General features: G+C 61.0%; 11 protein-coding genes and 3 tRNA genes. 11 read left to right on the forward strand and 3 right to left on the reverse strand.

The window, feature by feature from the left end; translation table 11 throughout:
• The first annotated feature begins 153 nt into the window (after positions 1 to 153).
• The 5 genes from ACP691_RS11145 (at position 154) to hepT (ending at position 1,429) form a co-directional block, all read left to right on the forward strand.
• Positions 154 to 230: transfer RNA gene (locus ACP691_RS11145), tRNA-Arg, on the forward strand.
• Positions 231 to 275: 45 nt separating this feature from the next.
• Positions 276 to 351: transfer RNA gene (locus ACP691_RS11150), tRNA-His, on the forward strand.
• A 55-nt stretch (positions 352 to 406) separates the two neighbouring features.
• Positions 407 to 491, forward strand: a tRNA-Leu gene (locus ACP691_RS11155).
• Positions 492 to 609: 118 nt separating this feature from the next.
• Positions 610 to 1,005: a type VII toxin-antitoxin system MntA family adenylyltransferase antitoxin gene (gene mntA / locus ACP691_RS11160; RefSeq protein ID WP_426149511.1), complete on the forward strand. Its 396-nt coding sequence runs from the start codon at positions 610 to 612 to the stop codon at positions 1,003 to 1,005.
• On the forward strand, positions 995 to 1,429 hold the full coding sequence (gene hepT, locus ACP691_RS11165; RefSeq protein WP_426149512.1) for a type VII toxin-antitoxin system HepT family RNase toxin: 435 nt from the start codon (positions 995 to 997) through the stop codon (positions 1,427 to 1,429). The genes mntA and hepT overlap by 11 nt, the downstream gene beginning before the upstream one ends.
• Before the next feature lie 23 nt (positions 1,430 to 1,452).
• On the opposite strand, the gene ACP691_RS11170 is transcribed toward hepT, so the two are convergent.
• Positions 1,453 to 1,986, reverse strand: coding sequence for a biliverdin-producing heme oxygenase (locus ACP691_RS11170; protein WP_426149513.1), 534 nt, complete (start codon positions 1,984 to 1,986; stop codon positions 1,453 to 1,455).
• Between the two features lie 277 nt (positions 1,987 to 2,263).
• Between ACP691_RS11170 and tig the strand changes: the two genes are divergently transcribed.
• From tig to ACP691_RS11200, 6 genes are all read left to right on the forward strand, one after another.
• On the forward strand, positions 2,264 to 3,577 hold the full coding sequence (gene tig / locus ACP691_RS11175) for a trigger factor (protein WP_426149514.1): 1,314 nt from the start codon (positions 2,264 to 2,266) through the stop codon (positions 3,575 to 3,577).
• 88 nt (positions 3,578 to 3,665) lie between these two features.
• The gene (gene clpP / locus ACP691_RS11180; protein WP_040260827.1) at positions 3,666 to 4,304 is read left to right on the forward strand and encodes an ATP-dependent Clp endopeptidase proteolytic subunit ClpP; all 639 of its coding nucleotides are present in this window, start codon (positions 3,666 to 3,668) and stop codon (positions 4,302 to 4,304) included.
• A gap of 106 nt (positions 4,305 to 4,410) precedes the next feature.
• Entirely contained in the window at positions 4,411 to 5,694 is a 1,284-nt protein-coding gene (gene clpX, locus ACP691_RS11185) for an ATP-dependent Clp protease ATP-binding subunit ClpX (protein WP_040260826.1), read from the forward strand.
• 161 nt (positions 5,695 to 5,855) lie between these two features.
• A complete protein-coding gene (lon, locus tag ACP691_RS11190) occupies positions 5,856 to 8,252 on the forward strand; it encodes an endopeptidase La (RefSeq protein WP_040260825.1) in 2,397 nt (798 codons plus the stop codon).
• A 221-nt stretch (positions 8,253 to 8,473) separates the two neighbouring features.
• Positions 8,474 to 8,746, forward strand: a complete 273-nt coding sequence (locus ACP691_RS11195; protein ID WP_040260824.1) for an HU family DNA-binding protein — start codon at positions 8,474 to 8,476, stop codon at positions 8,744 to 8,746.
• A gap of 149 nt (positions 8,747 to 8,895) precedes the next feature.
• On the forward strand, positions 8,896 to 10,770 hold the full coding sequence (locus tag ACP691_RS11200) for a SurA N-terminal domain-containing protein (RefSeq protein WP_426149515.1): 1,875 nt from the start codon (positions 8,896 to 8,898) through the stop codon (positions 10,768 to 10,770).
• A gap of 128 nt (positions 10,771 to 10,898) precedes the next feature.
• Here ACP691_RS11200 and fabI read toward each other — a convergent pair whose 3' ends face one another.
• Together fabI and ACP691_RS11210 are read right to left on the reverse strand one after the other, a co-directional pair.
• Complete coding sequence (gene fabI, locus ACP691_RS11205) at positions 10,899 to 11,693, reverse strand: enoyl-ACP reductase FabI (RefSeq protein WP_040260822.1); 795 nt, start codon at positions 11,691 to 11,693, stop codon at positions 10,899 to 10,901.
• A 19-nt stretch (positions 11,694 to 11,712) separates the two neighbouring features.
• Positions 11,713 to 13,323, reverse strand: coding sequence for an ABC transporter ATP-binding protein (locus ACP691_RS11210; RefSeq protein WP_426149516.1), 1,611 nt, complete (start codon positions 13,321 to 13,323; stop codon positions 11,713 to 11,715).

A 13,323-nucleotide genomic window follows, 5' to 3' on the forward strand; every position in this document is an offset into this window, starting at 1 on the left:
CGCCCTTCAGGGCCATCTATAAGATTCGTCGCACTTGTCGGGCAGGGCCTAAACGCTGGCGCAAGTGACCGCTAAAACCTGTTTTGTTTCATGAGGTTGGCAGGTAGTTGGTGGTGGCGGCTTTTTCACTTCAGCCCTGAAGTTGAATACCGAGCGCCCGTAGCTCAGCTGGATAGAGCATCCGCCTTCTAAGCGGATGGTCGCAGGTTCGAGTCCTGCCGGGCGCGCCATTAGGCTGCGTTGGGACTCGCTTGGTTGGCAAGTGATGCAATATGGTGGGCGTAGCTCAGTTGGTAGAGCGCTGGATTGTGATTCCAGTTGTCGTGGGTTCGATTCCCATCGTCCACCCCATATTCGTGGAAAGGCGCCTTACGAAAGTCTGGCGCCTTTGCTTTAATAGCTTCAAGCGGACGTGGTGAAATTGGTAGACACACTGGATTTAGGTTCCAGCGGCGCAAGCTGTAAGAGTTCGAGTCTCTTCGTCCGCACCATGTAGTATAAAAACCGCCCCTCGGGGCGGTTTTTTCGTTTCCAGTGCTTTCTTCCAATACCTCTTCTATGTCAAAGACCAAGGACCTGCTAGGGTCGCGATAGGGTTGAGGAGGGCGCATGTGGCTGGATGATGTTGAGCGGTACCTGCGAGCCAGTCTTGAAGGGCTGATAGCGATCTATCTCTTCGGTAGTCATGCCAAGGGCACCGCTGGGCTCGCCAGTGACGTAGATCTCGCCGTCTTGGTCAAAGGCAAGCTCGAGCCATTGCGATTATGGGCGTTATCTGGCGAATTGGCTGATATCGCAGGCTGTCCAGTCGATCTTCTTGATCTGCGCCAGGCCAGCACCGTCATGCAGTACCAGATCATCACGCAAGGAAGGCGATTATGGGCAGATGGAGTGGAAGCCGGGCTTTACGAGGCTTTCATTCTGCAGGAAAAAACGGAGCTCGATACTGCTCGGGCTGGGTTGCTAGAGGATATCGGTAAAACAGGGGTTATCCATGATCGATGACGTACTCATCAACAAGGCGGCGACCATCGAGCGATGCGTCGGCAGAGCCCGGGAAGAGTATGCCAAAGGGGCGAAGGACTTTCTGTCTGACTATACGCGACAAGACGCTGCCATTCTGAACGTCCAGCGAGCCTGCGAGGCCGCCTTGGATATGGGGCAGCACTTGGTGCGGCGAGAAAGGCTCGGTGTGCCGCAAAGTTCCCGAGACGTTTTCGAGTTGTTGCACCGAGGCGGCTGGTTGAGTGCCGGTCTAGCCTCTTCGATGAAGGCCATGGTCGGTTTCCGCAATATCGCTGTCCATGACTACCAGGCCATGCATATCCCCATTCTTGTCTCGATCATCACCAGCAACCTCGACGACATGATTGCCTTCAGCTCGACAATCCTGCGGCGAGACGCCCAGCAAGCTGGTCCCGCCGCCTGAAGCACCTTTCGGTCCCCGGCCCGTTAGTCGGTGTCGCGCATCCAGCGCTCGAATGTCTGAAATCCCTCGCGAGCTGCCTGGGCCGCGGCGCCGATCGCTTCGGGCGTGGTCACATCCGTGGCCAAGTGAGCCAGGAATGTTTTCCAGAGCAGGCCGGTCTCACCGCCATAGCCTCGCAGCCAGCGCAGCGGCATCGGTGCCAGGGCAGGGGAAAGGCGCTTGTAAAGGTAGGCGCCTCCCAGGGTCGCACCCTCGCAGACATATGCCAGGCCATAGGCTTCTGCCAGGTCTTGCGGTCGGGGTATGTAAGGGCAGTCTGGCGGGCTTGCGTCGCCGCCCAGGTCCTCGAGCAGCCAACCGCCTTTGCTTGCGCGCGCATCCATGTGCAGGTCAACGGGCCAAGGCAGGCCGGCTGCCTGGAGGTGTCGTTCCACTGGGCGCATCCAGCCTAGCACCCGTCGAGCATAGGCCAGGTAGGCTTCGCCGTCGAAGCCTGGCGCGGTCAGTGGTGAGGCGGCATCCAGGGCGGCGTGCAGCTCCCGGGTAGCGTCGCGCAAGGCGGCGAGGGCGGGTGAGATGTCCGAGGCGATGACCAGGTACTCCAGCAGTAAGATGACGCCCTAGCGTATCAGGTGCAGTCCAGGCTCGGCTAACGGCGGTGATGGCTGGATCGCTCTGGTCTGGGGTGTCAAACGCTGCCGCCTGGCCCGGCGATGGGTGCGCCTTTCGCCGCCGCTCGGGTGGCGTGACTTCTGCCAATCGAATCACTAGAATGCTTGCCCTTGATCTGGAGTCGGGAATCGCCGGCTATCGTCTGTGCAACGAGGAATATCCATGCAAGTTTCTGTTGAAAACACTTCGGCGCTCGAGCGCCGCATGACCATCGGCGTGCCCGCCGAGCGCATCGAGACCGAAGTCAACAAGCGTCTGCAGCAGACTGCCCGTCGGGCCAAGGTGCCTGGCTTCCGTCCTGGCAAGGTGCCGATGAGCGTGATCCGCCAGCGTTACGAAGCCGCCGCGCGTCAGGAAGCCCTGGGCGACCTGATCCAGGCCACCTTCTACGAAGCCGTGATGGAGCAGAAGCTCAATCCCGCCGGCCAGCCTTCCGTCGAGCCCAAGGTGTTCGAAAAGGGCAAGGACCTGGAATACATCGCTACCTTCGAAGTGTTCCCCGAATTCTCCGTGGCCGGCTTCGAATCCATCGCCGTCGAGCGCCAGAGCGCCGAGGTGACCGACGCCGACGTGGATAACATGCTCGACATCCTGCGCAAGCAGAACGTGCGCTACGAAGTCGCGGAGCGCGAAGCGCAGAACGAAGACCAGCTCAACATCGATTTCGTCGGCAAGATCGACGGCGAAGCCTTCGCGGGCGGCTCGGCCACCGGTACCCAGCTGGTGCTGGGCTCCGGGCGCATGATCCCCGGCTTCGAGGACGGCCTGGTCGGCGCCAAGGCCGGTGAAGAACGCGTTCTGAACGTGACCTTCCCCGAGGACTACCAGAACCTGGACCTGGCCGGCAAGGCCGCCGAGTTCAGCGTCAAGGTCAACAGCGTTTCTGCGCCCACTCTGCCTGAGCTGAACGACGAATTCTTCGCCCAGTTCGGCATCAAGGAAGGCGGCCTGGAAGGCTTCCGCGCCGAAGTGCGCAAGAACATGGAGCGCGAGCTGCGCCAGGCGATCAAGGCCAAGGTGAAGAACCAGGTCATGGACGGCCTGCTGGCCAGCAACCCCATCGAAGCGCCTAAGGCCTTGCTGGCCAACGAAGTGGACCGCCTGCGCGTCCAGGCCGTTCAGCAGTTCGGTGGCAACATCAAGCCTGACCAGTTGCCGGCCGAGCTGTTCGAAGAACAAGCCAAGCGTCGCGTGGTTCTGGGTTTGATCGTCGCCGAAGTGGTCAAGCAGTTCGAGCTCAAGCCGGACGACGCCCGCGTGCGTGAACTGATCCAGGAAATGGCCTCGGCCTATCAGGAACCGGAGCAGGTCGTGAGCTGGTACTACAAGAACGACCAGCAGATGAACGAAGTCCGCTCGGTTGTGCTGGAAGAGCAAGTTGTGGATACTGTCCTGCAGAAAGCTAGTGTGACTGATAAAGCGGTCTCGTACGAAGAAGCAGTAAAACCGGCCCAGGCGGCGCCTGAAGCCGCGTAAACCGGCCCCGCTTCGGAAAAACCATAAGCCAGCCTTCGCGCTGGCTTATGCGTATCTAAGGCATGACTAATTGGGAGTGAGTGCAGGCATGTCCCGCAATTCTTATATTCAGAGCTCTGACATCCAGGCCGCTGGTGGCCTGGTCCCGATGGTTATCGAGCAGTCCGCGCGTGGCGAACGCGCCTATGACATCTACTCACGCCTGCTCAAGGAGCGAGTGATTTTCCTGATCGGCCCGGTCGAAGACTACATGGCCAACCTGGTAGCGGCGCAGCTGCTGTTCCTGGAAGCGGAGAATCCCGACAAGGACATCCATCTTTACATCAACTCTCCAGGCGGCTCGGTGACTGCCGGCATGTCCATCTACGACACCATGCAGTTCATCAAGCCGGACGTCTCCACCATCTGCATCGGCCAGGCCTGCAGCATGGGGGCCTTCCTGCTCGCCGGCGGGGCCAAGGGCAAGCGTTACTGCCTGCCCAACTCGCGGATGATGATCCACCAGCCCCTGGGCGGCTTCCAGGGCCAGGCGTCGGATATCGACATCCATGCCCGGGAGATCCTCTCGATCCGCGCGCGACTGAACGAACTGCTGGCTTTCCACACGGGTCAGAGTATCGAGACCATCGAGCAGGACACCAACCGCGACAACTTCATGAGCGCGGCTCGCGCTGCCGAGTATGGTCTGGTGGATTCGGTGCTCGACAAGCGGCAGATGCCGGCGTAATAGGCGTGAATCCTGTGCGGCGGGATTCTCCCGCCGTCCGCGGGCTTGAAAAAGCCCGCAATTGCCTTCATCTTGTGTTTCAAGCCTACAGGATTGGATAGATCGAATGACTGACACCCGCAACGGCGAGGACAACGGCAAACTGCTCTATTGCTCCTTCTGCGGCAAAAGCCAGCATGAAGTACGCAAATTGATTGCCGGCCCCTCTGTCTTCATCTGTGACGAGTGCGTCGACCTGTGCAACGACATCATCCGCGAGGAGGTGCAAGAGGCACAGGCCGAAAGCAGCGCTCACAAGTTGCCGTCACCCAAGGAAATCAGTGGCATCCTGGACCAGTACGTGATTGGTCAGCAGCGTGCCAAGAAGGTCCTTGCGGTCGCTGTGTACAACCACTACAAGCGGTTGAACCAGCGCGACAAGAAGAACGACGATGTCGAGCTGGGCAAGAGCAACATCCTGCTCATCGGGCCTACCGGCTCGGGCAAGACCCTGCTCGCCGAAACCCTTGCCCGCCTGCTGAACGTGCCTTTCACCATCGCCGACGCCACCACGCTGACCGAGGCGGGGTATGTGGGCGAGGACGTTGAGAACATCATTCAGAAGTTGTTGCAGAAGTGCGACTACGATGTCGAGAAAGCCCAGATGGGTATCGTCTACATCGACGAGATCGACAAGATTTCCCGCAAGTCCGACAACCCGTCCATTACCCGTGATGTTTCGGGCGAAGGTGTGCAGCAGGCCTTGCTCAAGCTGATCGAAGGTACCGTTGCCTCGGTTCCGCCCCAGGGTGGCCGCAAGCATCCCCAGCAGGAGTTCCTGCAGGTGGACACGCGCAACATTCTCTTCATCTGTGGTGGCGCTTTCTCCGGTCTTGAAAAGGTCATCCAGAACCGCTCCACCAAGGGCGGCATTGGCTTCAACGCGGAAGTACGCAGCCGCGAGGAAGGCAAGAAAGTGGGCGAATCCCTGCGCGAGGTAGAGCCGGACGACCTGGTGAAATTCGGACTGATCCCTGAATTCGTCGGTCGCTTGCCGGTTTTGGCTACCCTGGACGAGCTCGATGAGGCGGCCCTGGTACAAATCCTGACCGAGCCGAAGAATGCGCTGTCCAAGCAGTATGGCAAGCTGTTCGAAATGGAAGGCGTGGATCTGGAATTCCGCAGCGAGGCCCTCAAGTCCGTCGCCCGCAAGGCGCTGGAACGCAAGACGGGCGCTCGTGGGTTGCGCTCCATCCTCGAAGGCGTGTTGCTGGACACCATGTACGAAATACCTTCCCAGAAGGACGTCAGCAAGGTGGTGATCGACGAAAGCGTGATCGAGGGAACATCCAAACCCCTGCTGATCTACGAGAACAGCGAGCCGCCTGCCAAGGCAGCACCCGATGCGTGATTGCGCATTGCCGGCTAATTGAGGCTGAGCGATAGCAGAAAGGGCCTTCGGGCCCTTTCTTTGTTCAGGCACTCTGCTTGTTTTTTTTCGAGGCTACCCCAAGATTAGCCTCAGGCTTATTTCATCTGTGAGCGGCGCCAGGCCGCTGAAGAGGCGAAACCATGAAGACGACCATCGAATTGCCTCTCCTGCCATTGCGTGACGTGGTGGTCTATCCGCATATGGTGATCCCACTGTTCGTGGGACGCGAGAAGTCCATCGAGGCCCTTGAGGCCGCGATGGCGGGCGAGAAGCAGATTCTTCTGCTGGCCCAACGTAATCCCGGCGATGACGACCCCGGCAAGGATGGGTTGTACCGGGTGGGTACCGTAGCCACCGTATTGCAATTGCTCAAGCTGCCCGACGGCACGGTCAAGGTGCTGGTCGAGGGCGAGCAGCGCGGCGCTGTCGAGCGTTTCACCGAGGTCGAGGGACATGTTCGCGCCCAGGTCGGCCTGATCGACGAAAGCACCGTGGCCGATCGTGAAGCCGAAGTGTTCGTGCGTAGCCTGCTTTCCCAGTTCGAGCAGTATGTTCAGCTGGGCAAGAAGGTCCCGGCCGAGGTGTTGTCCTCGCTCAACAGCATTGATGAACCGGGTCGCCTGGTCGACACCATGGCCGCGCATATGGCCCTGAAGATCGAGCAAAAGCAGGAGATCCTCGAAATCGTCGACCTGGGAACACGGGTCGAGCGTGTGCTGGCCCTGCTCGATGCGGAAATCGATCTGCTCCAGGTCGAGAAGCGTATCCGTGGCCGGGTCAAGAAGCAGATGGAGCGCAGCCAGCGCGAGTACTACCTCAACGAGCAGATGAAGGCCATCCAGAAAGAGCTGGGGGATGGCGACGAAGGGCACAATGAGGTCGAGGAGCTCAAGAAACGTATCGAGGCGGCGGGCCTGCCCAAGGAAGCCCTGGCCAAGGCCAATGCGGAGCTCAACAAGCTCAAGCAGATGTCGCCCATGTCCGCCGAAGCCACGGTGGTGCGCTCCTACATCGACTGGCTGGCCCAGGTACCATGGAAAGCCCAGAGCAAGGTACGCCTGGACCTGGCCCGGGCCGAACAGATTCTCGATGCTGACCATTACGGGCTGGAAGAGGTCAAGGAACGTATCCTCGAGTACCTCGCCGTGCAAAAGCGTGTGAAAAAGATTCGCGGGCCAGTGCTCTGCCTGGTTGGACCGCCTGGCGTGGGCAAGACGTCCCTGGCCGAATCCATCGCCAATGCCACCAACCGCAAGTTCGTACGCATGGCCCTCGGCGGCGTGCGCGATGAAGCGGAAATCCGCGGCCACCGGCGTACCTACATCGGCTCCATGCCGGGGCGGCTGATCCAGAAGATGACCAAGGTCGGCGTGCGCAACCCCCTGTTCCTGCTCGACGAAATCGACAAGATGGGCAGCGACATGCGTGGCGACCCAGCGTCGGCGCTGCTGGAGGTGCTCGACCCGGAACAGAACCACAGCTTCAACGACCATTACCTGGAGGTCGACTACGATCTTTCCGACGTCATGTTCCTGTGCACGTCCAACTCGATGAACATCCCGCCGGCGCTGCTTGACCGGATGGAAGTCATCCGGCTGCCCGGCTATACCGAGGACGAGAAGATCAACATCGCGACCCGCTACCTGATTCCCAAGCAGGTAACGGCCAACGGTTTGAAGGCGACCGAGCTGGAAATCGACACCCAGGCCATCCGCGACATCATCCGCTACTACACCCGGGAAGCCGGCGTGCGCAGTCTTGAGCGCCAGGTCGCCAAGATCTGCCGCAAGGTGGTCAAGGATCACGCCCAGGCCAGGAAGGTTGCGGTGAAGGTGACGCCCGAGTCGCTGGAAGCGCTGCTGGGCGTGCGCAAGTTCCGCTATGGCCTGGCGGAGCAGGAAGACCAGGTCGGCCAGGTTACCGGCCTCGCCTGGACCCAGGTCGGTGGTGAACTGCTGACTATCGAAGCCGCCGTGGTGCCCGGCAAGGGCCACCTGATCAAGACCGGCTCCCTGGGCGACGTGATGGGCGAGTCCATCACCGCCGCGCTCACCGTAGTGCGCAGCCGCGCCAAGAGCCTGGGCATCGCGCTGGACTTTCACGAGAAGCGCGATACCCATATCCACATGCCGGAAGGGGCCACCCCCAAGGACGGCCCCAGCGCGGGCATCGGCATGTGCACCGCCGTGGTGTCGGCGCTTACGGGAATTCCGGTACGTGCGGATGTGGCCATGACCGGGGAGATCACCTTGCGTGGCCAGGTGCTGGCCATTGGCGGGCTGAAGGAAAAACTGCTGGCCGCTCACCGGGGCGGAATCAAGACTGTGATCATTCCTGAGGAAAACGTGCGCGACCTCAAGGAAATTCCCGATAACATCAAGCAGGATCTGCAGATCAAGCCTGTCAAATGGATTGACGAGGTCCTCCAAATTGCGCTGCAATACGCCCCGGAGCCCTTGCCCGACGTGGCTCCCGAGATAGTTGCAAAGGATGACAAGCGCGACGCTGAGGCCAAGGAGCGCGTCAGCACGCATTAAGGCTTGTACAGGATTGCGGTAAGCTCGCTGGCCCATCCCAAGAAGCCGCGTTGGCTATTCGTGGGGTGAGGCTCATTGACAGGATTCCGAGCCGTTGGGGTCAACGGCTCTTTTTTGTCGGCGGCGTGTCCGGCACCCGTTCCAGCCCGGGTTTCGTTGGTACGAGACCCGGAAGAATTATTCAGAAATAACCAAAATAGACAGACATAAGGGGACTTAGATTGAACAAGTCGGAACTGATCGATGCCATCGCCGCATCCGCGGATATCCCGAAAGCCGTTGCAGGTCGCGCGCTGGACGCTGTGATCGAGTCCGTCACCGGCGCTCTGAAGAATGGCGATCCCGTGGTGCTGGTAGGGTTCGGTACCTTCCAGGTCAAGGAGCGCGCCGAGCGTACCGGGCGCAACCCCCAGACGGGCAAGGCCATCAAGATCAGCGCGGCGAAAATCCCTGGCTTCAAGCCGGGCAAGAACCTCAAGGACGCGGTCAACTGACCGGCGTCGGGCAGGGCCGGGCCTGACCTGGGGTCTCGCCCGATCAGCACTGTTGTTGCGCAGGTGACGAGAAGGCGCATCCTCGGATGCGCCTTTTTCATATGGAGTTCTGGGCGGTCGAGTGGTAACTGGCCGTTGCTGGGGGAAGCATGCTTCAAAACATCAGGGACAATTCACAGGGGTGGATTGCCAAGACGATCATCGGCGTCATTGTCGTGCTCATGGCATTGACGGGGTTCGACGCGATCTTCCGCGCGACCAGCCATAGCCAGGATGCCGCCAAGGTCAACGGTGACACCATCACCCAGGCCGAGCTGGGTCAGGCCGTGGAAACGCAGCGCCGGCAGTTGATGGAGCAATTGGGGCGGGATTACGACCCCTCTTTGCTCGATGAAAAGATGCTTCGCGAGGCTGCCCTCAAGGGCCTGGTCGACCGCAAGTTGCTTTTGCAGGGCGCCCGTGACGCGGGCTTCGCCTTCTCCGAGCAGGCGGTGGACCAGCAAATCCTGCTGGCGCCTCAGTTCCAGCAGGACGGTAAGTTCAGCGCCGAGCGTTTCGATCAGTACATCCGTCAGCTGGGCTTCTCTCGCCTGCAGTTCCGCCAGGTGCTTGCCGAGGAGATGCTTATCACCCAGATGCGGGCCGGGCTTGCCGCCAGCAGCTTCGTCACTGACGACCAGGTGTCCGCCTACGCCCGATTGAACAAGCAGACCCGTGACTTCGCCAGCCTCACGCTCAAGGCCGACCCAAGCGCCATCAAGGTCAGCGATGGAGACGTGAAGGCTTACTACGATGCACATGCCAAGGAGTTCATGAGTCCCGACCAGGTGGTCATCGACTACATCGAGCTCAAGAAGTCGGCCTTCTTCGACCAGGTCAAGGTCAGCGATGCCGATCTCCAGGCCCAGTATCAGAGAGCGATCGGCAACCTGGCCGAGCAGCGTCGTGCTGCCCATATCCTGGTCGAGGTCAATGACAAGGTCAGTGACGAGCAGGCCAAGGCGCGCATCACCGAAATCCAGCAGCGCCTGACCAAGGGCGAGGACTTCGCCAAGGTGGCCAAGGAAACGTCCCAGGACCCCGGTTCGGCTGCCAATGGCGGTGACCTGGGCTATGCTGGCAAGGGTGTCTACGATGAGGCCTTCGAGGGCGCGCTCTATGCACTCAAGCCCGATGAAGTCTCACAGCCGGTGCGCACCCAGTTCGGCTACCACCTGATCAAGCTGCTGGGTGTGGAAGCCCCGCAGGTGCCGACCTTCGCCAGCATGAAAGACAAGCTCACCCAGGAACTCAAGAGTAGTCAGGTCGAGCAGCGCTATGTCGAAGCCAGCAAGAAGCTGGAGGATTCCGCTTTCGAAGCGTCCGACCTTGGCCAGCCGGCCCAGGACCTGGGCCTGACCGTGCAGACTTCCGAACCCTTCGGTCGCGAGGGCGGGCCACAGGGCATCACCGCCAACCGCGCGGTGGTCCAGGCGGCTTTCAGCCCGGAAGTGCTCGAGGAGGGGGCCAACAGCAGCGCTATCGAGCTGGATCCGGACACCACGGTGGTGGTTCGCGTCAAGGAACACCGCAAGCCAACCCAGCTGGCCCTGGAGGCGGTAGCCAATCCCATTCGCCAGGAGCTGGCCCGTGAGCGGGCGGCCGAAGCGGTGAAAACCCAAGGTGACGCGCTTGTCGCTAGCCTGCGTGATGGCAAGGCAGCTCCGACCGCGCCGCAGAACGGCCAGACATGGAAAACCGTCGAAGCGGCCAACCGTACCCAGGATGGCATCGACCCTGTCGTGCTCAATGCGGTATTCCAGATGCCCAAGCCTGCGGACAAGGGCAAGCCGACCTTTGGTAGCGTCGCATTGCGTGACGGTAGCCTGGTAGTGTTGCGCCTCAATGGGGTGAACGAAGGCGCCGCGCCGACCGACGAGGAAAAGGCGACCTTCCGTCGCGCGCTGGCGTCTCGCCAGGGCCAGATGGACTTCGCCGCCTATCGGGCCTTGTTGCAGGAAAAGGCCGAGGTGAAGCGGTACTGAGCCAGGCGTGAGGGGTGACGCGCGGGCGTCCATCCTTCCAGGCGATGTCCGCCGCTTCAGAATGATCCGCTCTCGGTACAGTTGCAAAAAAGGCCGCTTTCGCGGCCTTTTTCGTGAGCGTCTGTCCGTTACTCGGTCAGGTCACCCATGGCTGTGGTGTTGAAGCCGCCGTCCACGTACATGATCTCGCCGCTGACGCCAGAGGCCAGGTCCGAGCAGAGGAAGGCGCCCGCGTTGCCCACTTCCTCGATGGTTACGTTGCGGCGCAGAGGGGTCTGGGCTTCGTTGGCATCGAGCATCTTGCGGAAGTTCTTGATGCCGGAAGCGGCCAGGGTGCGGATAGGGCCGGCGGAGATGGCGTTGACGCGGATGCCTTCCGGGCCCAGGCTGCGCGCCAGATAGCGCACGCCCGCTTCCAGGCTGGCCTTGGCCATGCCCATCACGTTGTAGTTAGGCATCGTTCGCTCGGCGCCCAGGTACGACAGGGTCAGCAGGCTGCCGTTACGGCCTTGCATCATCTCCCGGCCAGCCTTGGCCAGCGCCACGAAGCTGTAGGCCGAAATGTCATGGGCGATCCGGAAGCCTTCGCGGGTGGTGGCGCTGGTGAAGTCGCCGTCCAGTTGGTCGCCTGGAGCGAAACCGACCGAATGCACGATGCAATCCAGGCCATCCCATTTCTGGGCCAGTGCTTCGAATACCTTGGCGATCTCTTCGTCGTTGGCCACGTCGCAAGGGAAGCACAGTTCAGGGTTGGAGCCCCAGCCCGTGGCGAACTCCTCGACGCGCCCCTTGAGCTTTTCATTCTGGTAGGTGAAAGCCAGCTCCGCACCTTCGCGGTGCATGGCTGCGGCAATGCCCGATGCGATGGACAACTTGCTCGCGACACCGACGATCAATACGCGCTTACCGGCGAGAAAACCCATGTGTTCGTTCCTCTTCTCATTAATCGACAGTTGCCGGGGCCAGGAAGGCTGCTTCCAGCAACTGTTGGGTATAGGGGTGTTTCGGCGCGGCGAAGATCGTCGCTGCCTCCCCTTGTTCTACGACCCGGCCCTGCTTCATGACCACCAACTGATGGCTCAGGGCCTTGACCACGGCCAGGTCGTGGCTGATGAACAAATACGTCAGGCCGTGCCTGGCCTGCAACGAACGCAGCAATTCCACAACCTGCCGCTGCACCGTACGGTCCAGCGCGGAGGTGGGCTCATCCAGCACGATGAGCGCAGGGTGCAGCACCAAGGCCCGGGCAATGGCGATCCGCTGCCGTTGCCCCCCGGAAAACTCGTGAGGGTAACGGTGACGCGTTTCCGGGTCCAGGCCCACTTCCTTGAGCACGGCGATAATGGCTGCCTGCTGCTCCTCGACCGTGCCGAGGTCGTGTATCCGCAGCCCCTCGCCGATGATCTGGCCAATGCTCATGCGCGGGCTGAGGCTGCCGAACGGATCCTGGAAGACCACTTGCAGCTCTCGCCGCAGCGGCCGGACCTCCCGGCGAGCCAGCCCTTGCAGTTCCATGCCGTGAAAGCGAATGCTCCCCTGGCTCTGGATCAAGCGCAGTATCGCCAGGCCCAGGGTGGACTTGCCCGACCCGCTTTCGCCTACCACCCCCAGTGTCTGCCCCTTGGGCAAGGAAAAGCCGATACCATCCACGGCCTTGATGTGGTCCGTGGTACGTTTGAGGATACCCTTTCGCACCGGGAACCAGACCTTCAGGTCACGAACTTCCAGCAAAGGCGTCGCCGAGAGGCTGTGGGCCGGGCACCCCGCGGGCTCCGCGGCGAGCAATTCCCGGGTATACGGGTGGCTCGGCTGTCGGAACAATTGCTCACACGTTGCCTGTTCGACGATCCGACCACGCTGCATGACACATACCTGGTTGGCAATTCTTCTGACCAGGTTAAGGTCATGGCTGATAAGCAGCATGGCCATGCCCAATCGGGCCTGAAGGTCCTTCAGCAGATCGAGGATCTTCAATTGCACGGTGACATCCAGCGCCGTGGTGGGCTCGTCGGCAATCAGCAAATCTGGTTCGTTGGCCAGGGCCATGGCGATCATCACCCGCTGTCGTTGGCCACCCGAGAGCTCATGAGGCAGGGCGCGCAGGCGTCGCGCCGGCTCCGGAATTCCGACCAGCGCAAGCAACTCCAGAATGCGTGCTCGCGCCGCTTCGCCGGCCAACCCTTTGTGCAGCGCCAGGACTTCAGCGATCTGCTTCTCGATAGGCTGCAGGGGGTTGAGGGATGTCATCGGCTCCTGGAAGATCATCGCGATACGGTTGCCTCGGATGCGCTGCAACTGGCGTTCCGAGCTATGAAGCAGGTCCTGCCCACGGTAGAGGATACGCCCCTGGGGATGGCTGGCGGTGGGATAGGGCAACAGGCGCAGGATCGAGTGTGCCGTAACCGACTTGCCGGAGCCGCTTTCCCCCACCAGGGCGAGGGTTTCACCGGGGGCGATCCTGAAGCTGACATCGCTGACGACGCGCTGCGACTGTTGACCATCGTGGAAATCCACCGCCAGGTCGCGAATTTCGAGAAGGGTAGGTGCGTCCAT

Source organism: Pseudomonas sp. DC3200b2 (assembly GCF_049895785.1).
In the GTDB taxonomy this organism is placed as follows: Bacteria; Pseudomonadota; Gammaproteobacteria; order Pseudomonadales; family Pseudomonadaceae; genus Aquipseudomonas; species Aquipseudomonas massiliensis.